We start from the raw sequence: 20,634 nt of genomic DNA, 5'->3' as shown, positions 1-20,634 counted from the left end.
ACGCACTCGAGTGGCTGGAGGGCGCAGACGCCCGCCACCCTGACGACGAGACCGTCCTGGCAGCCCTGTTGCGGAGCGAAGCCGAGGTCCGGGGCACGTCCGCTGCCCTGACCCGGTACTCCGCCCGCCAGGCCGACCTGCGTGAGCGGACCGGCGCCGATCCCGGGCCGGACCTGCAGGCCGTGCACCGCGAGCTGCTGGCGCACGACCATCCCGTGCGTGAGGGACTCCGCTTCGGCCCGGCCCACCTGATCGGACGCGACGGCGAGGTGGAGGCGATCACCGGGCTCCTGGCCGCCTCCCGCGTGGTGACGATCGTGGGCGCCGGTGGCCTCGGGAAGACGACCCTCGCCCACGAGGTGGGGCACCGGGCCGCGCAGCCGGTGGTGCACTTCGTCGAGCTGGCCGCCGTCACCGACCCGGCCGGTGTGCTCCCCGAGATCGCGGCCGCCCTGTCGGTGCGCGACTCGAACGTCAACGTGCGCCCGGCCTCCGCGGAGGCACGGGCCGACCTGAGCACCCGGGTGGTGACCCAGCTCGAGGGCGTGCCGACGCTGTTGATCCTCGACAACTGCGAGCAGGTGGTCGATGCCGTGGCCGACGTGGTCGCGGTGCTCGCGGCCCGCACCCGCGACCTCCGGGTCCTGGCCACCAGCCGCTCACCGCTGAGCATCGCCGCCGAACGGGTGCACCTGCTGCCGGCGCTCACCGAGGCGGCCGGCGTCGAGCTGTTCGTGGAGCGAGCCGTCGCCGCCCGCCCGGGCCTGGAGATCGACGAGCCCCTGGTGGCCGCGCTCGTTCGCCGGCTGGACGGCGTACCCCTGGCCATCGAGCTGGCCGCTGCCCGGGTCCGGGCCATGTCGATCGCCGAGATCGACCGACGTCTCGCCGACCGGTTCGCCTTGCTGTCCGGCGGCCGCAGGGACGTCCCCGAACGGCACCGCACCCTGTTGTCGGTGATCGACTGGTCGTGGCAGCTGCTCGGTGAGCCCGAACGAGCCGCCCTGCGCCGTCTGTCGGTCTTTCACGACGGCTTCTCCTTGGACTCCGCGTCGACGGTGCTCGGCATCGACGACGCGTGGGGCCTGCTGGCCACCCTGGTCGACCAGTCCCTGCTCTCCGTGGTCGACGTACCCGAGCAGGGAACGTTGCGCTACCGCATGCTCGAGACGGTGCGCGAGTTCGGACGCCGTGAGCTCGACCGCCTCGACGAGACCGCGGTCGCCGACGCCGCCCTGGTCGCCTGGGCTCGTACGACGTGCCTGGAGGCGGGAGTCGGGCTCTTCGGTGTCGACCAGATCGACGTGGTGGACCGGCTCGCCGTCGAGGAGGCCAACCTCACCGCCGTGCTGCGCGCCGCCCTGGCCCGGGAGGACGCGCCCACCACGGCGATCCTGATGTCGACGCTGACCGGGTTCTGGGTGGTCTGCGGGAGCAATCTCCAGGTGCTGGCGGTGGCCGCGCAGGTCGAGCAGCTCCTGCCGGACTTCGTCCCGGACGACGACCTGGTCGATGTCACCGGGTGGGCACTGGTCGGATGTGCCATGCACGCACTCCTGCTGGCCCCGCAGACCGAGCAGCGTGCGCTCGCTGCCCTGACCCGGCTGCGGCCGCGAATCCAGCATCCGCGACTGCGTGCCTTCATCGACGTCCTGGTGCACTTCTTCGAGTCGGTACAGATCTCGACGACCCAGTCCCCGCCATCATCGAGCAGCATCACCTGGCTCCTCGAGAGCCCGGACCCGCACACCGTGTTCATGGCCTCTGCCCTGGCCAGCCACCTCGCCGAGAACGAGGGCGATGCGGCCGGGGCGATCGTCCATCTCCAGCGTGCGCTCGACCTGTGCGGTGACGACGAGGGTCCGTGGATGACGGCGAACCTGCACAGTCAGATGACCAACTTGCTGGCCAACATCGGCCGCACCCGCGAGGCTGCCGGGCATGCCCTGCTGGCACTGCCGGTCCTGGAGCGACTGCACAGTGTCGACACCGAGATGATGATCGCGGCACTCGCGCTGGCCGACCTGGCCGATGACAAGCTGGCCCGGGCCACCGAACGGATCGCCGAGCTCGATCGGCGCCACCAGCCTTCCCAGGCCTGGCCGAGTGGCTCCGTGATCGGCAATGTGCGCGCCGAGCTGGCGCTGGCCCGCGGTGACGTCGACGAGGGGCTTGCCACCTACACCGCCACGATCACGATGCTCCGGGAGTGGCAGCCGCCCGGGGTCGTCGTACTCCCTGAGTTCGAGCCGTGGATCCTCTACCCGGAGGCCGTGCGGCTGGCCGCCCACGTGGTGCACGGCCGCGCCGAGGAGGCCGGGACCTTTCGGTCCGACCTGGTCACGCGGCTGCTCCCGGTGCTGCGCGGCGACCACGACTTCATGGACTACCCGATCGCCGGCACCATCTTGTTCGCGATCGGGTTGTGGGAGTCGGCGGCGGGCGATGCCCAGACGGCTGCCGACCTCGTCGCGCTGGGTCGGGCGTTCGGCTACAACCAGACCCTGCCGAGCGTGGCCTGGTCCCACGCCGAAGCATTGGTCGATCCGGCTCTCTTGGCCACCGCGCGGGAAGCGCTCGCCGGTCTGGACGCGGAGCAGCTCCGCGACCGGGCGCTGGGCCTGGCCGCGGAGCTGTGAGCCTCGCCCGAGATCACATCGAGCGCTTGTAGGACCGGACCGACAGCGGGGCGAAGATTGCGACGACGACGGCGCAGGCGATCAGGGACCACCCCACCTCGGCAGTGAGAGCCCCGTCGTTGGCCAGCGAGCGGGTCGCGGTGACCACGTGCGAGACCGGGTTCACGTTGGAGAAGGCGTGCAGCCAGTCGGGGAGCGTGTCGGCGGGCACGAAGGCGTTGGACAGGAAGGTCAGCGGGAACAGGAACATCATCGAGATGCCCTGCACGCTGCTCGCGCTGCGGGCCCACGTGCCGATCCAGGTGAAGATCCAGGCCATCGACCAGCCGCAGACCATGACCAGGGCGATTGCGGCGATCGAACCGCCGAAGCCGCCACCGGGGCGGTAGCCCATGATCACGCCCATGATGAAGGTGAGGCTGCCGGCCAGGGCGTAGCGAACCAGGTCAGCGACCATCGGGCCGGCCAGGGGTGCGATGCGGGCGATGGGCAGGGCGCGGAACCGGTCGAAGACTCCCTTGTCCATGTCCTCGCGCAGCTGGACGCCGGTCGCCATGCACGCAGTCAGTGAGCCCATCGCCAGCATGCCGGGGATCAGCGCGGGCAGGTAGGTGGAGACATCGCCCGAGATGGCGCCGCCGAACACGTAGGCGAACATCGCGGTGAACAGCAGCGGCTGGAGCGTCACGTCCATGAACTGCTCCGGGTTGCGACGCATCTTCTTCAGGGCCCGCCACGCCATGGTGAACGTGTGGCTCAGCGTGGTGCCCAGCGAGAGCCGGGACTGCAGGCCGGCTGCGGGGTCGGCGGAGTGGACGGGGGCGCGGGTCTCTGCAGCGGTCAGGGTGGTCATCGGGCGACCTCCAGTTCCTGGTAGTCAGTGCTGTCGGGTGCGGGGGAGCCGTCCTCGGTGGCGTGACCGGTCAGGGCCAGGAACACCTCGTCGAGGGTGGGCTTGTGCATCGCGACTGACGCGACGGAGATGTCGGCGTCACGCAGCGCGACGAGTACGTCGGCGGTCCGGCCGGTGTTGTCCAGTGGGGCGGTGATGGTGCCGGCCTCGGGGGTGAGCACCGGCACGGATCCGAGGATCTGCTCGACCAGACCGGCGGCGCGGCCGATGTGTTCGTGGTCGCTCACCTGCAGGTGCAGGCTGGACTGGCCGACCGAGCCCTTGAGGTGGTCGGTGGTGCCCTCGGCGACCATCCGTCCCCGGTCGATCACGGCGATGCGGTCGGCGAGCTGGTCGGCCTCGTCGAGATACTGCGTGGTGAGCAGCACCGTGCACCCGTCGGCGACGAGGTCGCGGATGGTCTGCCACATCTGTCCGCGGGTGCGCGGGTCGAGCCCGGTGGTGGGCTCGTCGAGGAAGATCAGCGGCGGGCGGGTGATCAGGCTGGCGGCCAGGTCGAGGCGCCGTCGCATGCCCCCGGAGAAGGCGGAGATCGGACGGTTGGCCGCCTCCTCCAGGCCGAACTGCTCGAGCAGGTCCAGGGCCCGACGTTTCGACTCGGCGGAGCCGAGGCCCATCAACCGGCCGAAGAGCCAGAGGTTCTCGCGGGCGGTCAGGTTCTCGTCGACCGAGGCGTACTGCCCGGTCACGCCGATGAGCTGGCGGATGATGTGAGGTTCGCGGCGTACGTCGACGCCGAAGATGCTGGCCTCGCCGCCGTCCATGCGGAGGAGGGTGGCGAGCATCATGAGTGTGGTCGTCTTGCCGGCACCGTTGGGGCCGAGCACGCCGTAGATCTCGCCACGGCGGACGTCGAGGTCGATGCTGTCCACGGCGCGGTTGTCGCCGAAGACCTTCACCAGGCCGGACGCCTGCACGGCGACGTCGGTCGGACGGGCCGGGGTGCTGGTGGTGTCAGGTGTGAGGTTCATGTCGCACAGCGTGGCCCCGGGCGGTTTCACCACGGCTTCGCCCCGGTATCACCGGCGCCCGTCTGACGAAACCGTCCGCGCTAGCCTGCGGTCATGCCCCTGTTCGAGTTCGAAGGCAAGCGACCCGAGGTCCACCCCGAGGCGTTCATCGCACCGACAGCCACCTTGATCGGCGACGTGGTCGTCGAGAAGGGCGCCAGTGTCTGGTACGGCGCGGTGCTGCGCGCCGACTGCTGCCGGATCGTGGTGCGCGAGGGCGCCAACATCCAGGACAACTCGGTGCTCCACGGCACCCCCGACTCCGTGGTGGAGATCGGGGCGGGCGCCACCGTGGCGCACACGTGCGTCGTACATTCCGCGACACTGGGGGAGAAGGCCCTGCTCGGCAACAGCAGCACCATGCTCGACGGCACCTCGCTGGGTGCCGGATCGATGGTGGCGGCCGGCTCGCTGGTCACCCCGGGCACCCAGATCCCCGACGGCGTCCTTTCCGCCGGGTCGCCGGCGCAGGTGAAGAAGCCACTCGCCGGCACGTCCGCGGAGTTCTGGGTGCAGGCCAACCCGCCGTACTACGCCGAGCTCGCGCAGCGTCATCGCGCTGGCATCACCGAGGTCGACTGACGCCGAGATGGCGCGGGCCACGGCTCGGCCCGCTGGCTCTAGGGCGCGGGATCGCCGCGTAGTCGGCTGTAGATGACGAGGTCGCGCCACCGGCCGGTGCGGAACTGGGCGTGCCGCGCGATGCCCTCACGGTGGAATCCTGATCGTTCCAGTGCTCGCTGCTCGGCGATGTTGTCCGCGTCGGTCCCCGCTTCAAGTCGCTCGATGAGGGTGTTCTCGAACAAATACGCCGCGAGGGCCACCTGGGCAGCCGTGCCGAGCCCACGGCCACGATGCTGTGGCAGCAACGCGATGCCGACGTTGAGGGCCCGTGCCGTGCTGGCAGGCCCGTGTTGAACGGCGAACCAACCGACGTGACCGGCGAGGACTCCCTGGTCGTCCTCGACGGCCAGAGTGCCTTGGTCATCGCTGATCAGACCGTTGGCGGCGAACGCTCGCTCAAGCGCGTTGGCGGCGGTGAAACCGTAGAAGCCGAACGGGTCGTCGGCCGGTTCCCCCGCACTCAGCAGCGGAATGTCGTCGTGGCGCACGGGGCGGAGTCGGACGGTGGTCACTCCGACACCCTAGCTTCGCCGAGCTGACCCCGGGTGGCGTCACCGGCTCACCCGACGACGTCGGCGGTGAGGGTCCACCTGATGGCACGGGGCTGCCCGATGATCCTGGTCCACCGAGGCCGTCGCGGCGGGAGAAGCTGCGGCAACAGATCGCCGAGACGATCGCGGTCAACGAGCTGAACCGTGACCTGCCCTGGCTCGACCCCTCCTATGACCCCACCGACCTGCCGCCGTGGCAGATGAGCGAGACCGAAGATCCCTTCACGCCCAGCCGCTCGAGCACGCCCGAGTTCTGAGGTCGATCGGGTCCAGGAGTGACAGCGGGCGCGGAGCCCGGCAGTTCCGCGGTGGCCCCGCCAAGCCCCGTCTGGTGGGTCAGGACGCCTCGATCTGCTCGCGCAGGATGTCGGCGTGCCCGGCATGCCGAGCCACTTCGCGAATCATGTGGAGATAGATCCAGCGAAGGGAGACGTCACCGTAGGCCGGGTGCTCCGTGGTGAAGTCGAGGTCGAGTGGGTCCGCGATCTCCCTGCTGCGCTCTGCGGCACGACGCAGGTCGGCCACGAGTGACCCGATCGTGTCGTCCTCTGCAACCTCGAAGCTGGCGTCGTCGCCGTGCGCGTAGCCGTCCCACTGGTCGTCCGGCAAGGCCGCCACCCGCCGTTGGAACCAGCTGCGCTCGGCGCAGGCGACGTGCTTGAGCAGGGCCAGCGGCGTGGTGAGTGAAGGCACCAGTCGACGCCGTGCCTCCTCTTCGGTGAGCCCCTCGACGCACTCGATCAGTGATTCGCGGTTCAGGTCGAGCATGTTGATCAGCATGGCCCGCTCGGGGCCGACGCTCAGCACCTCGTTCATTCGGCCCTCCATCAGTCGATCGGCTGGTTGATGCAGGCACGGAACTGCTCGTACGTCGACCGGTCCCCGGCGACGGTGATGCCGTCGTCGGTGCCACGCCGCCACAGCCAGGCGTCGAGGTCTGCCGCAGTGCCGGAGATCACCGCATCGGGTTCCGCGCCGGGGTCGTCGATCACGTCGATGTCGTCCTCGTCGTACGACGTGCCGTCGTCGGGGTCGGTGCCGGTGAACCGTCCCAGCCGCACCCACACGTGGTGGTCGGTGTCGATCGAGTCGACGCGCACGATGCCCTCACCCGGCGTGAACGTGCCCCACGCCGGGGTGCCGCCGAACATGACGTCCAGCGCCTCCTGCACCCCGTCGGCGGCCAGTCGGGGATCCAGGGCGGTGACCTGGCCGGTGGCCTGCTCTGCGTCCAGGCGGTGGATCAGCGCCTCGTGGGCCTGCCGGCGGAAGGTGAAGCCGACGGTCTGCTCGGGCGACCACGTCCAGGCTGTCTCCTTCGGGTCGGCCTGCTCGAGGGCGCCCACGAGCCCGGCGGAGGCGGCGTCGTACGCGGCCAGCAGGTCGGCGTACGACGTGGGACGCTCCGGCTCCTCGAAGGCCTCCGGCCCGGTCGGCCGCTCACTGACGATGCGCGACCAGAAGTGCTGCACTCCGGTGAGGTGCCAGAGCAGGTCGGCGGCCTCCCAGTCGGGACAGGCCGGCACCCTGGCAGCCGGGTCCGCGGCTGTGAGCACCTCTCTGAATCGCGCGGACTCGGTGCGGAGATGTTGCAGGTAGGCGTCGTGCGAGAGTCTCGTCATGGCGTCAAACCTAGGGGCACCTTGCACCGTGGAAAAGCGGGTTTCCTCGATGGTTTCGCCACCTGCAGGTCTCGGCATGCGAGACCGGCGACTGGGGGAAGCTTGGGCGAAGCGGGCATGGTGGTGTCGGCAGGACGGTGACCGCCGGCTCGTGATGCGAGATCATGCATGACTGTGTATAGTCATGCACATGTCCGACAAGATCTCCGTCGCAGTTGCCGGAGCCAGTGGCTATGCGGGTGGCGAAGTCCTCCGTCTGCTGCTGGCTCATCCGAACGTCGAGATCGGAGCGCTCACCGGCGGCTCCAACGCGGGGGAGTCCTTCGGGCGCCTCCAACCGCACCTCGTGCCGCTGGCCGACCGCACGCTCGAGGCCACGACACCCGAGGTGCTGGCCGGGCACGACGTGGTCTTCCTCGGCCTGCCACACGGCGCGTCCGCCGAGGTCGCCAACGCGCTCGGTGACGACGTCGTCGTCATCGACTGCGGTGCCGACTTCCGGCTGACCGACTCAGACCTCTGGGAGAAGTTCTACGGCGGCACGCACGCCGGCTCCTGGCCCTACGGGATTCCCGAGCTGGCCCAGCAGCGCGAGCACCTGCGCGGAGCCCGCCGCATCGCCGTGCCCGGCTGCTACCCGACGGTCTCCACGCTCACCATCGCCCCCGCCGTCAGTGCCGGTGTGATCACGCCCGACATCGTCGTGGTCGCCGCCAGCGGCACCACGGGCGCCGGCAAGGCCGCCAAGACGCACCTCCTCGGCAGCGAGGTGATGGGCAACGCCAGCGCCTACGGCGTCGGCGGAGTGCACCGACACACCCCCGAGATCATCCAGAACCTCAACCTGCTCACCGACGCCGAGGTGAAGGTGAGCTTCACCCCGATGCTGGTGCCGATGCCGAGGGGCATCCTGGCCACGGTCTCGGCACCGCTCGCTGGCGACCTCACTGCGGAGCAGGCCTACGCCCTCTACACCGAGGCGTACGCCGACGAGCCGTTCGTGCACGTGCTCCCCGAGGGCATGTGGCCGCAGACGAAGTCGGTGATCGGGTCCAACACCGTGCACGTGCAGGTCACCGTCGACGAGGCGGCCGGGCGTCTGATCGCGGTCGGTGCCGTCGACAACCTGGCCAAGGGCACCGCCGGAGCCGCCGTACAGTGCATGAACCTTGCGCTCGGCCTCGAGGAAACCACCGGACTACCGACGATCGGACTTGCACCGTGAGCGAAGCGAACAATGACAGAGCGAGTGACGCAGTGAGCACAGAAGCAACCGACGGAGCAAAGACCTTCACCCTCCAGCAGTTCCCCGAGAAGCTGGCCGTCGTACGACTGGCGCCCGGAGCCGAGGTGCCCGACTGGGCCGAGGCGTCGTCCCTCTTCTCGATCACCGCAACCGCGACAGAGACCTCGCTGGTGTGTGCCACGCGCAGCGTGCCCACCAAGGTGGTGAGTCAGAAGCCGTTCACCGCGTTCGCAGTCAAGGGCCCGATCGACTTCGAGCTGTACGGCGTCCTGGTCTCGCTGCTGCAGCCGCTGGCCGAGGCGAAGATCAGCGTCTTCACGATCTCGACCTTCGACACCGACTGGATCCTGGTTCCTCAGGGCAAGGCCGACGAGGCTGCCGAGGCATGGCGACGACAGGGGCACACCGTTGCCGTCGCCGTCCCCGTCACCCCTCCCCGAAAGAGCAAGAAGAAATGACTGTCACCGCACCCCAGGGATTCACCGCTGCCGGCGTCGCCGCCGGCCTCAAGTCCACCGGAGCCAAGGATCTGGCGCTCGTCGTCAACCAGGGCCCCACCTTCGACTCCGCCTCCGTCTTCACCGCCAACCGCTGCAAGGCGAACCCGATCCTGTGGAGCCAGGAGGTCGTCAAGGACGGCGTCGTCCGCGCCGTCGTCCTCAACTCCGGCGGCGCCAACTGCTACACCGGCGCCGAGGGCTTCCAGACCACCCACGCCGTCGCCGAGCAGGTCGCCGGCAAGCTCGACATCGGTGCCGGTGACGTCGTGGTCTGCTCCACCGGTCTGATCGGCCTGGCCAACCCGCGCCAGAACCTGCTCGACGGTGTCGATGCCGCCCACGCGGCGCTGTCCGCCGACGGGGGTGCCGACGCCGCCGAGGCGATCATGACCACCGACAGCGTCAGCAAGAAGGTCGTCATCGAGGGCGCCGGTTGGAAGATCGGCGGCATGGCCAAGGGCGCCGGCATGCTGGCCCCGCAACTGGCCACGATGCTCGTCGTGCTCACCACGGACGCTGTCGTCCCGGCGGCCGACCTCGACCAGGCACTGAGGGCCGCGACCCGGGTCAGCTTCGACCGCCTCGACTCCGACGGTTGCATGAGCACCAACGACACCGTCACGGTGATGGCCAGCGGAGCCTCGGGCATCACCCCGCCGCTCGACGACTTCACCGATGCGCTGACCCAGGCGTGCACCGACCTGGCCATGCAGCTGCTCAAGGACGCCGAGGGCGCCGATCACGAGATCGCGATCACCGTGCTCAACGCCGCCTCCGAGGACGAGGCCGTCGAGGCAGGCCGCTCGGTCGCTCGCAGCAACCTGTTCAAGGCCGCCGTGTTCGGCAACGACCCCAACTGGGGCCGGGTGCTGGCCAGTCTCGGCACGACGCAGGCTGCCTTCGACCCGGCCGACCTCGACGTCGCGATGAACGGCGTGTGGGTCTGCCGCAAGAGCACTCCCGCCGAGGACCCGGCCGGGGTCGACCTGACCGGTCGCGACGTCACGGTCACCATCGACCTCAAGTCCGGCGACGCCCGGGCCACGGTGTGGACCAACGACCTCACCCACGCCTACGTCCACGAGAACAGCGCGTACTCCTCATGAGCGACCACGAGCAGACCCCGGAAGCAGTGAAGGCAGCCACCCTCGCGGGTGCCCTGCCCTGGCTGAAGACCTACAACAACAAGATCGTCGTCATCAAGTACGGCGGCAACGCGATGACCGACGACGTGCTGAAGAAGGCGTTCGCCGAAGACATCGCCTTCCTCCGCTTCGCCGGGTTCAAGCCCGTCGTCGTGCACGGCGGCGGCCCGCAGATCTCCAAGATGCTCGACCGGCTCGACATCAAGTCCGAGTTCCGCGGCGGCCTCCGGGTGACCACCCCCGAGGCGATGGACGTCGTCCGCATGGTGCTCGTCGGCCAGGTGCAGCGTGAGCTGGTCGGTTTGGTCAACCAGCACGGTCCGATCGCGGTGGGCCTCTCCGGTGAGGACGCCGGCCTGTTCACCGCCGAGCCCACCAACACCATCGTCGACGGAGAAGAGGTCGACCTCGGGCTCGTCGGCGAGGTGGCCCGTGTGCGCCCCGAGTCGGTGCTCGACCTGGTCGAGGCCGGCCGTGTGCCGGTCATCTCCAGTGTCGCGCCCGACGAGGCCGGTCTGGTCCACAACGTCAACGCTGACACCGCTGCCGCCGCCCTGGCCTCGGCTCTCGGTGCCGAGAAGCTGCTCGTGCTCACCGACGTCGAAGGCCTCTATCGCGACTGGCCGAACAGCTCTGACGTGATCGGCCAGATCAGCCCCGAGGGGTTGGAGGAGCTCATGCCCTCCCTGGCCAGCGGGATGGTCCCGAAGATGCAGGCCTGCCTGCAGGCCGTGCGTGACGGCGTCAAGCGGGCCACCGTCGTCGACGGCCGCGAGCCGCACGCCGTCCTCCTGGAGCTCTTCACCGATGAGGGCATCGGCACCCAGGTGCTGCCCGGGGTCGACATCGTGATCCGGCAGGCCAAGAACCCTCCCGTCGTGAAGGAGTCCTGATGACCGCCACCTGGCCCGAGCGCTACGCCGCCTCCCTGATGAACACCTTCGGCCCGCCGAAGCTCGTGCTGACCCGAGGCGAGGGTGCCCACGTGTGGGACGAGCACGGCAAGGAGTACGTCGACCTGCTCGGCGGCATCGCCGTGAACGCCCTCGGTCACGGACACCCGGCGCTGGTCGAGGCGGTGACCGACCAGCTCAAGACACTGGGACACGTGTCGAACTTCTTCGCCAGCCGTCCCCAGATCGAGCTCGCCGAGAAGCTCATCGAGCTGGTCGTCGAGTCCACGGGGGGCGGAGCCCCCGGTGCGAAGGTGTTCTTCTCCAACTCCGGCACCGAGGCCAACGAGGCGGCGTTCAAGCTGACCCGGCGTACCGGCCGCACCCACGTCGTGGTCGCCGAGAACGCCTTCCACGGTCGGACCATGGGTGCCCTGGCACTGACCGCCAAGGAGGCCTACCGGGCACCTTTCGAACCGTTGCCGGGCAATGTGACCTTCGTGCCGTACGGCGACGCCGACGCGTTGGCCGCAGCAGTCACCGACGAGACCGCCGCGGTGCTGCTCGAGCCCCTCCAGGGTGAGGCCGGCGTGAACGTGCCGCCCCAGGGCTACCTCGCCCGGGCACGTGAGATCACGACCGAGCACGGCGCGCTGCTGTGGTTCGACGAGATCCAGACCGGCATCGCCCGGACGGGTGCTTGGTTCGCCTACACCGAGTCGGGGGTCACTCCCGACCTGATCACGCTGGCCAAGGGGCTCGGCGGCGGCATCCCGATCGGCGCCACCATCGCGCTCGGCTCGGCCGCCGATCTGCTCGAGCCCGGCAACCACGGCACCACGTTCGGTGGCAACCCGGTCGCCACCGCGGCTGCACTCGCGGTGCTCCACGTGATCGAGAAGGACGACCTGCTGCAACGGGCCACGACCGTCGGCGCGCGACTGCGCGACGGCGTGGCCGCGGACCCGCGGGTCACCGAGGTGCGGGGCAGGGGTCTGCTGATCGGCCTCGACCTCTGTGCTGACGCGTCCGCCGAGGTCACCGCGGCCGCGTTGGAGCAGGGGTTCATCATCAACAACCCCACCCCGAACCGGATCCGCCTGGCCCCGCCGCTGGTGCTGAGCGACCCCGACGTCGAGGCGTTTCTCGCCGCCTGGCCCGCCATCCTCGATGCGGCCGGCGTGGAGTCCCCGTCATGACCCGCCACCTGCTCCGCGACGACGACCTCACCCCGGCCGAGCAGGCCGAGGTGCTGGCGCTGGCTGCCGAGCTCAAGGCCGAGCCCTTCACGCACAAGCCACTGACCGGGCCACGGACCGTGGCGATGATCTTCGACAAGCCGACCCTGCGCACCCAGGCGTCGTTCTCGGCCGGCATCGCCGAGCTCGGCGGCAACCCGCTCATCATCAACGGTGACCTGGCGCAGATCGGCGTCCGTGAGTCGGTCGAGGACGTGGCCCGCGTGCTGGGCCGCCAGGTCAGCCAGATCGTGTGGCGCACGAACGACCACCACAAGCTGGAGACGATGGCCACCTGGGCCGACGTACCGGTGATCAACGCGCTCAGCGACGACTTCCACCCCTGCCAGCTGCTGGCCGACCTGCTCACGGTGATCGAGCGGAAGGGGTCGCTGGTCGGGCTACGGGCCACGTTCGTCGGCGACGGCGCCTGCAACATGGGCAACTCGTGGCTGCTGGCCGGTGCCACCGCCGGCATGCACGTGGTGGTCAGCTCGCCGGAGGGCTACGAGCCGAGCGCCGCGATGGTCGGCCAGGCCGCGAAGATCGCCGCCGAGACCGGAGGGTCGGTCGGGCTCGAACGCGATCCGGTGGCGGCCGTCGCCGGCGCGGACATCGTGATCACCGACACCTGGGTCTCGATGGGCAAGGAGTCCGAGTCCACCGATCGCCTGGCCGTCCTCGCGCCGTACTCGCTGACCACCGAGCTGATGAGCGGGGCCAAGCCCGATGCGATCGCCATGCACTGCCTGCCGGCCTACCGTGGCAAGGAGATCGAGGCCGGGTTCATCGACGGAGCCGACAGCGTGGTGTGGGACGAGGCCGAGAACAGGCGCCACGCGCAGAAGGCCGTGATGACCTGGCTGGAGGCCCGACGATGAACGACCAGGCGCTCACGCCGCTGACCAAGAACGCTCGGCAGCAGCTGATCATCGACCTCCTCTCCCACCATGAGGTGAAGTCGCAGGTCGAGCTGGCCGAGTTCCTGGCCGCACGCGGGGTGCACGCCACCCAGGCCACCCTCTCCCGTGACCTGGTCGAGCTCGACGCGGTCAAGGTTCGTGCCCGCGACGGAGGGCTGGTCTACGCGGTTCCCGCCGAGGGCGGCGACCGCACGCCGTCGGCGCCGGGCGACAGCTCGGCCGCCAACGCGCGCCTGGCCAGGCTGTGCTCGGAGCTGCTGGTCAGCGCCGAGGCCAGCGCCAACCTGGTGATCCTGCGTACGCCGCCCGGTGCGGCACAGTTCCTGGCCTCCGCGTTCGACAAGGCCGAGATCGGCGACGTGCTCGGCACCATCGCCGGCGACGACACCGTCCTGGTGATCGGCCGCACCCCCACCGGCGGAGACGCACTGGCACAACGCTTCCTGGGCTTCGCCAACGACCCGCGCACGGCGTGACCAGCGCGCTCCCGCACGACTGATACGAAGGACCCCGTGACCGAGAACAGCACCACCAACACCGGCAAGCTCTGGGGCGGACGCTTCGCCGGCGGCCCGAGCCCCGAGCTCGATGCCCTGTCGCGCTCCACACACTTCGACTGGCGGCTGACGCCGTACGACCTGGCCGGGTCTCGGGCCCATGCCAACGTGCTGCACGCCGCCGGGCTGCTCACCGACGCCGACCACGCCGAGCTGCTGCGCGGCATCGACAAGCTGGGGGAGAGGTTCACCGCGGGCGAGTTGCAGCCGGACCCCTCCGACGAAGACGTGCACGGCGCCCTGGAGCGGCTCCTGCTCGACGAGGTCGGTCCCGACGTGGGCGGTCGCCTGCGTGCCGGGCGTTCTCGCAACGACCAGATCGCCACCCTGTTCAAGGTGTTCCTGCGCGACCACGCGACGGTCGTGGCCGGCCAGGTGCTCGACCTCGTCGAGGCCCTCGAGACCCAGGCTCGCCACCACCTCGGCGCGATCATGCCCGGCCGCACCCACCTGCAGCACGCCCAACCGGTGCTGCTCTCCCACCACCTCCTGGCGCACGCGTGGCCGTTGCTGCGTGACGTCGAACGGCTGCGTGACTGGGACGCCCGCGTCGCCGCGGACTCGCCGTACGGCTCGGGTGCGCTGGCCGGGCAGAGCCTGGGCCTCGACCCGGAGCAGGTCGGCGCCGAGCTCGGCTTCACCGGCTCGACGGCCAACTCCATCGACGGCACCGCCTCGCGCGACTTCGTCGCGGAGTTCGCCTTCGTCACGGCGATGATCGGCGTCGACGTCAGCCGGCTGGCCGAAGAGGTCATCCTCTGGTCGACCCGGGAGTTCGAGTTCGTGAAGCTGCACGACTCGTGGTCCACCGGGTCGAGCATCATGCCGCAGAAGAAGAACCCCGACATCGCCGAGCTGGCGCGGGGCAAGGCCGGCCGGCTGATCGGCAACGTGAGCGGGCTGCTGGCCACGCTGAAGGCGCTGCCGCTGGCCTACAACCGTGACCTGCAGGAGGACAAGGAGCCGGTCTTCGACTCCGTCGACACCCTCGAGGTGCTCCTGCCGGCCTTCACCGGCATGATCGCCACCCTCACCTTCAACACCGAACGGATGGCCGAGCTGGCACCGCAGGGCTTCTCACTGGCCACTGACATCGCCGAGTGGCTGGTGCGCGAGGGCGTGCCGTTCCGGATCGCCCACGAGGTCGCCGGAGCCTGCGTACGCCGGTGCGAGGAGCGGGGCATCGAGCTGCACGAGCTCACGGACGCCGAGTTCGCCGAGGTCGACGAGAACCTCACCGCCGGCGTCCGCGACGTGCTCACCGCGGCCGGCTCCGTCGCATCCCGCAACGGACGCGGCGGCACCGCCCCCGAACGAGTCGCGGAACAGCTCGACGAGCTGGGCTCCGTCGCCGCGGCGCACCGCGAGCGCCTCGCCGGCTCCTGAGGGCGGGTCCAGCCGATGACCGGCCTCGACGTCCTCGCGGGGCCACCAGTCGACGTGGCACCGCTGCTGCTCGGTGCCGTGCTGAGCCACGCCGGGGTCTCCCTGCGACTCACCGAGGTCGAGGCGTACGACGGGGCAGACGATCCCGGTTCGCATGCCTATCGGGGGCCGACGAAGCGCAACCAGGTGATGTTCGGGTCACCCGGTCATCTCTACTGCTACTTCACCTACGGCATGCACGTGTGCTGCAACGTGGTGTGTCGCGAGGAGGGGAGAGCCGGCGCCGTGCTGTTGCGTGCCGGCGAGGTGATCGACGGCATCGAGACGGCCCGATCCCGTCGTCCCAAGAGCTCGGACCGAGATCTCGCCCGAGGACCGGCGCGGCTGTGCCGTGCCCTGGGCATAGCTCTCGACGACGACGGTGCCGACCTGTCCTCCGGTCCGATCCGCCTGTCGATGCCGACCACCGCACCGGCGAACGGTGGCGGCGGAACCCGCGAGATCAGCACCGGCCCCAGGGTCGGCCTGCGCCAGGCGCCGGACTGGGCGTGGCGGTTCTGGCTTTCCGGCGAGCCGACCGTGTCGGCGTACCGCCCCGCCAAACCCCGCTGACCCGTCGTGAGTTCGCGTCGACCCGTCGTGAGTTCGCGTCGACCCGTCGTTAGTTCCGGGCGCCACCCCCGCAGCGATCACGCGTGAGGAAGAATGGCGGCATGCTGATCCATCCGTGGGATGCCGTCGACGACTGGCACGCCCTGGTCCCTGCCCACGACTTCGGCCAGCTGATCACGGTCGGTCAGGTCGACGGCTGGCCGGTGATCGTGCCCACCCACTTCGTGGTCGAGGGCGACGAGGTGCTCCTGCACCTGGCCCGACCCAATCCGGTCTGGCGCGCCCTGGAGGCCGACGACCGCGTCGTGATGGGACTCATCGGCGACTACGTCTACGTCGACGCATCGATGAACGCAGAGCCCGGAACCGACCCCGACCTCGGCGTGCCCACGTCCTACTACACGGCACTGCAGCTGCGTGGACGGGCGACAGTCGTCGACGACCCGGCCGAGAAGGCGGCGATCCTCGCCCGTCAGCTGGCGCACTTAGAGCCGGACGGTTCGACCCGGGTCACGCCCGGCATTGACGTCGAGTCGGACCGACGACAGCTGCCCGGCATCCGCGGCGTACGGATCTGGATCGATGACGTGCGCGCGAAGCAGAAGTACGGCGGCAACAAGCCGGTCGAACAACGCCTGGACATCGCCGAGAGCCTGGCGCGTCGCAACCAGGCGGGCGACCAGGCGGCCCGCGCCCGGCTCCTGGAGGGCACCCAGCGCCCCGAGGCCGGGGTTGAGGAGTGAGCAGCCTCAAGCCGGAGACCTCGGATTGTCTTCGCCGCACCGTCGCCGAGAAACAGTCCTCGGGGCGGGTGCCGGGCATCGTCGGCGGCGTGGTCCGCGACGGGCGGTTGGTGTGGGGTGAGGGCGTCGGAACGGCCGACGTGGCCCGCCCGGGAGTGCCACCCACGCTCGACCAGCAGTTCCTGATCGCCTCGAACAGCAAGACCTTCACGGCCGTGGTGATCATGGCGCTGCGCGACGAGGGCAAGCTCGATCTCGACGACACCCTCGATCGGTTCATCCCCGAGTGCGGCCATCCGGGACTGAGCATCCGGCAGATGCTCGCCCACGTCTCGGGCATGCAACGCGAGCCGGTCACCGACGTGTGGGAGACCCTCGAGCAGCCCGACCGTGACGAGCTGGTCCGGGGCTTCGCCGAGGCGGAGCGCGTGCTGCGGCCGCACCATCGCTGGCACTACTCCAATCTCGTCTACGCGATGCTCGGCGAGGTGATCGCCAGGCTGGACGGCCGGGAGTGGTTCGACTCGGTCCAGACCCGCATCCTCCGCCCGCTCGGCATGGATCGCACGACACTTGGTCTCAGGCTCGACGCGGCGCAGGGCTACTACGTGCCACCCTTTCACGACGTACCCGTCCCGGAGCCCACCTTCGACTTCAAGGCGATGGCCGCCTGCGGTGGTCTGGCCAGCACTGCCAACGACCTGGCCCTCTGGTCGTCGTTCATTGCCGATCCTGTCGAGGACGTGCTGCATCCGGACACGTTCGAGGAGATGGTGCAGCCGCAGATCATGGCCGACCTGCAGCGTTGGACCCTCGCCTTCGGGCTGGGGTTCATGCTGCGTCGCAGCGGTGACCGCGTCTTCGTGGGCCACACCGGCGGCATGCCTGGCCACATCAGCGCCGTGTTCACTCATCGCGAGAGCGGAACGGGCGGCCTGGTGTTGATGAACTCCACCTCGGCCCCCGACCCGGCGTTGCTCGCGGTCTCCCTGGCCGATCAGGTGATCGACCATGATCCAAAACCACCGATCCCGTGGCTGCCCGGCACCGTGGTGCCTGACGAGTACGCCGGCATCATCGGGCGCTGGTACTCCGAGGGCGGGCCGTTCGACTTCGTGGTGCGCGCGGGCCGGCTCGAGGCCCACGTTCCCGGGGCGCCTGCCCACAAACCTCCAGCGGTCTTCGTGCGCATCGGTGACGACCTCTACCGCACCGAGTCCGGTCGTGAGACCGGCGAGCTGCTCCGGGTCACGCGGGACCCGTCCGGACAGGTGCATCAGATGAACTGGGCGACGTACCTCGTCACCCGCGAGCCCCTGGCCTTCGGTGAGTGGTTGACCGACGACTGAAACCCGATTCCCGCACGCACCGGTGATGCGGCAGGCTTGACCCCGCACCACCCACTGAATTCCCCGGAAGGAACCACGTTGTCCACCGACCCGAACCTCCTCGACGATCTTGAGTGGCGCGGCCTGATCGCGAACTCGACGGATCCGGATGCGCTGCGCGACGCGCTGTCCGAGGGGAGCGTGAAGTTCTACGTGGGCTTCGACCCGACCGCGCCCTCGCTGCACATGGGCCACTTGGTGCAGATCCTCACCGCCAAGCGGCTGCAGCTGGCCGGGCACACGCCGTACGCACTGGTCGGCGGAGCCACCGGCACCATCGGCGACCCCAAGGAGTCGGGGGAGCGGGTGATGAACTCGCTGGACACGGTCAAGGAGTGGGTCCAACGGGTCCGCTCCCAGATCGAGCCCTTCCTCTCCTTCGAGGGCAAGAACGGCGCGACGATGGTCAACAACTACGACTGGACCGCGTCGATGTCGGTGATCGAGTTCCTTCGCGACATCGGCAAGCACTTCCCGGTGAACCGCATGCTGGCCCGTGACGTGGTGAGGTCGCGTCTCGACTCCGGCATCAGCTACACCGAGTTCTCCTACGTCCTGCTGCAGTCGATGGACTTCCTCAACCTCTTCCGCGACCACGGCGTGACGCTGCAGTTCGGTGGCTCCGACCAATGGGGCAACCTCACCGCGGGCGTCGAGCTGATCCGCCGGACCACGGGCGACAAGGCCCACGCCATCGCCACACCGTTGATGACCAAGGCCGACGGCACCAAGTACGGCAAGACCGAGGGCGGTGCGCTCTGGCTCGACCCGACGATGATGTCGCCCTACGCCTTCCACCAGTTCTGGCTCAACGTGGAGGACGAGAAGGTCGGCGAGCTGCTCCGGGTCTTCACCTTCCTCAGCCGCACGGAGATCGAGGACCTCGAGGCGCAGACCGCCGAGAAGCCGTTTCTCCGCGCGGGTCAGAAGGCGCTCGCCGACGCGGTGACCACTCTGGTGCACGGCGAGACCGAGACGGAACAGGCCAAGGCCGCGGCCGGTGCGCTCTTCGGCCGGGGTGATCTGCACGCGTTGAGCGGATCCACCCTGTCGGCCGCGTTGCGCGAGGCGGGGTCGACGTCGTTCCCGCGTTCGGCCGGCACCCCCGACGTGGTGGCGCTCCTGGTGTCATCCGGGCTGGCCTCGAGCAACGGCGATGCCCGGCGCACCATCAAGGAGGGGGGCGCCTACCTCAACAACGAGCGCATCGAGGACCCCGACTACGTCCCCACCGAGCGCGACTTCATCGGCGGCACGTGGCTGGTGCTGCGTCGTGGCAAGAAGACGATGGCCGGCGTCGAGGCGCTGGCCTGATCGGCCCGATCCCATGACCGGGGTGGACGGACGCTGGTTGGAGGGCCTCGAGGAGGCTGCCCGCAGCAAGTTGCCCGCCCCGGTCTTCCGCTATTTCGAGCACGGATCTGGCGCCGGTCGCACGGCGTCGGAGGCGCCCGGTTCCTGGCCGGCGATCCGCTTCCTGCCCCGGGTGCTGCGCGACGTACGTCGCGTGGACCTCGCAACACGGGTCATCGGCGGCGAGCTCGCGGTTCCCTTCGGCGTCGCTCCCACCACTCTGCAGCGAGCCGCCCATCCCGACGGCGAGCTGGCCATGGCCCGCGCCACGGCGGTCGCCGGATCCCTGATGGTGGTCTCGAGCAACGCCGGCACCTCCTTCGACGAGATCCGCGACACCGGGGTGCGATGGTGGCTGCAGGCCTACCTACCGCAGCAACGTGCGCTCGCCGAGCCCTTGCTCGCACGGGCGGTCGAGGCAGGCGCCGAGGCCGTGGTGCTCACCGTCGACACCCCGGTCGTCGCCACGAAGTACGACGAGGCACCGCGCGTGTGGGACGTCATCGAACCGTCAATGCTCCGGATCAACTTCGCGGACGGCCCCGATCCCGAAGCGGCGGCCACGAAGGCGACTGACCTCGGCCCGGATGACATCGCCTGGATCCGTGACGTCACCGGGCTGCCGGTGGTGGTCAAGGGTGTCCTGCATCCCGATGACGCGCGTGCGTGCGTGGCGGCCGGGGCCTCGGCCATCTGGGTCTCCAACCACGGTGGGCGCCAGCTGGATCGAGCCGTGGCAACTGCCGATGCGCTCTCCGACGTGGTGCGCGCCGTGCGAGCCACCGGGGATGCGCAGGTGTACGTCGACGGGGGAGTGCGTTGCGCGCTGGACATCCTGGCTGCACTTGCGCTGGGTGCGGACCTGGTGTTCCTGGGGAGACTGCCTTTGTGGGCACTCGTCGGCGGGGAGTCGGGGGTTTCCCGCATGCACGAACTGCTGACGAGAGACCTGGTCGAGGCGATGCGTCTGGCCGGTCTCAGCACCCCCGCGGATGCTCCGATGATCGTGCGGCAGCACGCGAAACCGCTCTGACCTGCACAAACGTCGGTGTGCTCGGCGTCACGTCACCTCGATTTGACCCTCCATTCGCCCTCGCATAATGTTCTCTTTGTCGCCAGCGAGCGCCGGAAGCAAAGCCGAGAGGCGAGGCTCCGGACCGGGCGGCCACCCCTGATCTACGTCTCGAACGAGACGGTTCCAGTCTGTCGCAAGGCGACTGGATCCGGGTTCGTTCGAATCGTCATGTCAGGAGCTGGAGCAGGATCCGCCCGGTTTGACCAGGCGGGAATC

At 69.6% G+C, this 20,634-nt stretch carries 20 protein-coding genes; 15 read left to right on the top strand and 5 right to left on the bottom strand.

What is annotated here, in order from left to right:
* Nucleotides 1-2,639, top strand: a 2,639-nt coding sequence (locus tag NJ4_RS11060; RefSeq protein ID WP_067434476.1) for an ATP-binding protein, incomplete at its 5' end; no start/stop codon positions are given.
* A gap of 13 nt (nt 2,640-2,652) precedes the next feature.
* Here the strand turns inward: NJ4_RS11060 and NJ4_RS11055 are convergent.
* Nucleotides 2,653-3,492: an ABC transporter permease gene (locus tag NJ4_RS11055; RefSeq protein WP_067434474.1), complete on the bottom strand. Its 840-nt coding sequence runs from the start codon at nt 3,490-3,492 to the stop codon at nt 2,653-2,655.
* The gene (locus tag NJ4_RS11050) at nt 3,489-4,523 is read right to left on the bottom strand and encodes an ATP-binding cassette domain-containing protein (protein WP_067434471.1); all 1,035 of its coding nucleotides are present in this window, start codon (nt 4,521-4,523) and stop codon (nt 3,489-3,491) included. The genes NJ4_RS11055 and NJ4_RS11050 overlap by 4 nt, the downstream gene beginning before the upstream one ends.
* 93 nt (nt 4,524-4,616) lie before the next feature.
* Here NJ4_RS11050 and NJ4_RS11045 point away from each other — a divergent pair, with 93 nt between their 5' ends.
* Entirely contained in the window at nt 4,617-5,144 is a 528-nt protein-coding gene (locus tag NJ4_RS11045) for a gamma carbonic anhydrase family protein (RefSeq protein ID WP_067434467.1), read from the top strand.
* Nucleotides 5,145-5,182: 38 nt separating this feature from the next.
* Here NJ4_RS11045 and NJ4_RS11040 read toward each other — a convergent pair whose 3' ends face one another.
* The 3 genes from NJ4_RS11040 to NJ4_RS11030 form a co-directional block, all read right to left on the bottom strand.
* Nucleotides 5,183-5,698, bottom strand: coding sequence for a GNAT family N-acetyltransferase (locus NJ4_RS11040; RefSeq protein WP_067434464.1), 516 nt, complete (start codon nt 5,696-5,698; stop codon nt 5,183-5,185).
* Nucleotides 5,699-6,073: 375 nt separating this feature from the next.
* Nucleotides 6,074-6,553 carry a DinB family protein gene (locus tag NJ4_RS11035; RefSeq protein ID WP_067434461.1) on the bottom strand — a complete coding sequence of 160 codons (480 nt, stop codon included), beginning with the start codon at nt 6,551-6,553 and terminating at the stop codon, nt 6,074-6,076.
* A gap of 11 nt (nt 6,554-6,564) precedes the next feature.
* On the bottom strand, nt 6,565-7,359 hold the full coding sequence (locus NJ4_RS11030) for a maleylpyruvate isomerase family mycothiol-dependent enzyme (RefSeq protein ID WP_067434458.1): 795 nt from the start codon (nt 7,357-7,359) through the stop codon (nt 6,565-6,567).
* A 184-nt stretch (nt 7,360-7,543) separates the two neighbouring features.
* Here NJ4_RS11030 and argC point away from each other — a divergent pair, with 184 nt between their 5' ends.
* The 13 genes from argC (at nt 7,544) to NJ4_RS10965 (ending at nt 20,376) form a co-directional block, all read left to right on the top strand.
* Nucleotides 7,544-8,584, top strand: a complete 1,041-nt coding sequence (argC, locus tag NJ4_RS11025) for an N-acetyl-gamma-glutamyl-phosphate reductase (RefSeq protein ID WP_067434455.1) — start codon at nt 7,544-7,546, stop codon at nt 8,582-8,584.
* A 32-nt stretch (nt 8,585-8,616) separates the two neighbouring features.
* Complete coding sequence (locus tag NJ4_RS11020; RefSeq protein ID WP_067434452.1) at nt 8,617-9,063, top strand: ACT domain-containing protein; 447 nt, start codon at nt 8,617-8,619, stop codon at nt 9,061-9,063.
* The gene (argJ, locus tag NJ4_RS11015) at nt 9,060-10,211 is read left to right on the top strand and encodes a bifunctional glutamate N-acetyltransferase/amino-acid acetyltransferase ArgJ (protein ID WP_067434449.1); all 1,152 of its coding nucleotides are present in this window, start codon (nt 9,060-9,062) and stop codon (nt 10,209-10,211) included. Before NJ4_RS11020 ends, argJ begins: the two co-directional genes overlap by 4 nt.
* Nucleotides 10,208-11,143: an acetylglutamate kinase gene (gene argB / locus NJ4_RS11010; protein ID WP_067434446.1), complete on the top strand. Its 936-nt coding sequence runs from the start codon at nt 10,208-10,210 to the stop codon at nt 11,141-11,143. Before argJ ends, argB begins: the two co-directional genes overlap by 4 nt.
* Nucleotides 11,143-12,342, top strand: a complete 1,200-nt coding sequence (locus tag NJ4_RS11005) for an acetylornithine transaminase (protein ID WP_067434443.1) — start codon at nt 11,143-11,145, stop codon at nt 12,340-12,342. The genes argB and NJ4_RS11005 overlap by 1 nt, the downstream gene beginning before the upstream one ends.
* Nucleotides 12,339-13,262, top strand: coding sequence for an ornithine carbamoyltransferase (argF, locus tag NJ4_RS11000; RefSeq protein WP_067434440.1), 924 nt, complete (start codon nt 12,339-12,341; stop codon nt 13,260-13,262). Before NJ4_RS11005 ends, argF begins: the two co-directional genes overlap by 4 nt.
* The gene (locus tag NJ4_RS10995) at nt 13,259-13,780 is read left to right on the top strand and encodes an arginine repressor (protein WP_067434438.1); all 522 of its coding nucleotides are present in this window, start codon (nt 13,259-13,261) and stop codon (nt 13,778-13,780) included. Before argF ends, NJ4_RS10995 begins: the two co-directional genes overlap by 4 nt.
* A 36-nt stretch (nt 13,781-13,816) precedes the next feature.
* On the top strand, nt 13,817-15,247 hold the full coding sequence (gene argH, locus NJ4_RS10990) for an argininosuccinate lyase (protein ID WP_067434435.1): 1,431 nt from the start codon (nt 13,817-13,819) through the stop codon (nt 15,245-15,247).
* Nucleotides 15,248-15,262: 15 nt separating this feature from the next.
* On the top strand, nt 15,263-15,859 hold the full coding sequence (locus NJ4_RS10985) for a DNA-3-methyladenine glycosylase (RefSeq protein ID WP_067434432.1): 597 nt from the start codon (nt 15,263-15,265) through the stop codon (nt 15,857-15,859).
* Between the two features lie 101 nt (nt 15,860-15,960).
* The gene (locus tag NJ4_RS10980) at nt 15,961-16,602 is read left to right on the top strand and encodes an FMN-binding negative transcriptional regulator (protein ID WP_067434429.1); all 642 of its coding nucleotides are present in this window, start codon (nt 15,961-15,963) and stop codon (nt 16,600-16,602) included.
* Complete coding sequence (locus tag NJ4_RS10975; RefSeq protein WP_067434426.1) at nt 16,599-17,951, top strand: serine hydrolase domain-containing protein; 1,353 nt, start codon at nt 16,599-16,601, stop codon at nt 17,949-17,951. The genes NJ4_RS10980 and NJ4_RS10975 overlap by 4 nt, the downstream gene beginning before the upstream one ends.
* 78 nt (nt 17,952-18,029) lie before the next feature.
* On the top strand, nt 18,030-19,304 hold the full coding sequence (tyrS, locus tag NJ4_RS10970; protein WP_067434423.1) for a tyrosine--tRNA ligase: 1,275 nt from the start codon (nt 18,030-18,032) through the stop codon (nt 19,302-19,304).
* Between the two features lie 13 nt (nt 19,305-19,317).
* Complete coding sequence (locus tag NJ4_RS10965) at nt 19,318-20,376, top strand: alpha-hydroxy acid oxidase (protein ID WP_067434419.1); 1,059 nt, start codon at nt 19,318-19,320, stop codon at nt 20,374-20,376.
* The last annotated feature ends 258 nt before the right edge of the window (nt 20,377-20,634 follow it).

Source organism: Nocardioides jensenii JCM 1364 = NBRC 14755, assembly GCF_001552535.1.
GTDB lineage: Bacteria > Actinomycetota > Actinomycetes > Propionibacteriales > Nocardioidaceae > Nocardioides > Nocardioides jensenii.
This window is presented reverse-complemented; position numbering and strand designations above follow the sequence as displayed.

Coding starts and splice junctions, on each gene's coding strand:
- NJ4_RS11055 (WP_067434474.1), bottom strand. CDS start 3,492: ATGACCACCCTGACCGCTGCAGAGACCCGCGCCCCCGTCCACTCCGCC.
- NJ4_RS11050 (WP_067434471.1), bottom strand. CDS start 4,523: ATGAACCTCACACCTGACACCACCAGCACCCCGGCCCGTCCGACCGAC.
- NJ4_RS11045 (WP_067434467.1), top strand. CDS start 4,617: ATGCCCCTGTTCGAGTTCGAAGGCAAGCGACCCGAGGTCCACCCCGAG.
- NJ4_RS11035 (WP_067434461.1), bottom strand. CDS start 6,553: ATGAACGAGGTGCTGAGCGTCGGCCCCGAGCGGGCCATGCTGATCAAC.
- NJ4_RS11030 (WP_067434458.1), bottom strand. CDS start 7,359: ATGACGAGACTCTCGCACGACGCCTACCTGCAACATCTCCGCACCGAG.
- argC (WP_067434455.1), top strand. CDS start 7,544: ATGCACATGTCCGACAAGATCTCCGTCGCAGTTGCCGGAGCCAGTGGC.
- argJ (WP_067434449.1), top strand. CDS start 9,060: ATGACTGTCACCGCACCCCAGGGATTCACCGCTGCCGGCGTCGCCGCC.
- argB (WP_067434446.1), top strand. CDS start 10,208: ATGAGCGACCACGAGCAGACCCCGGAAGCAGTGAAGGCAGCCACCCTC.
- NJ4_RS11005 (WP_067434443.1), top strand. CDS start 11,143: ATGACCGCCACCTGGCCCGAGCGCTACGCCGCCTCCCTGATGAACACC.
- argF (WP_067434440.1), top strand. CDS start 12,339: ATGACCCGCCACCTGCTCCGCGACGACGACCTCACCCCGGCCGAGCAG.
- NJ4_RS10995 (WP_067434438.1), top strand. CDS start 13,259: ATGAACGACCAGGCGCTCACGCCGCTGACCAAGAACGCTCGGCAGCAG.
- NJ4_RS10985 (WP_067434432.1), top strand. CDS start 15,263: ATGACCGGCCTCGACGTCCTCGCGGGGCCACCAGTCGACGTGGCACCG.
- NJ4_RS10980 (WP_067434429.1), top strand. CDS start 15,961: ATGCTGATCCATCCGTGGGATGCCGTCGACGACTGGCACGCCCTGGTC.
- NJ4_RS10965 (WP_067434419.1), top strand. CDS start 19,318: ATGACCGGGGTGGACGGACGCTGGTTGGAGGGCCTCGAGGAGGCTGCC.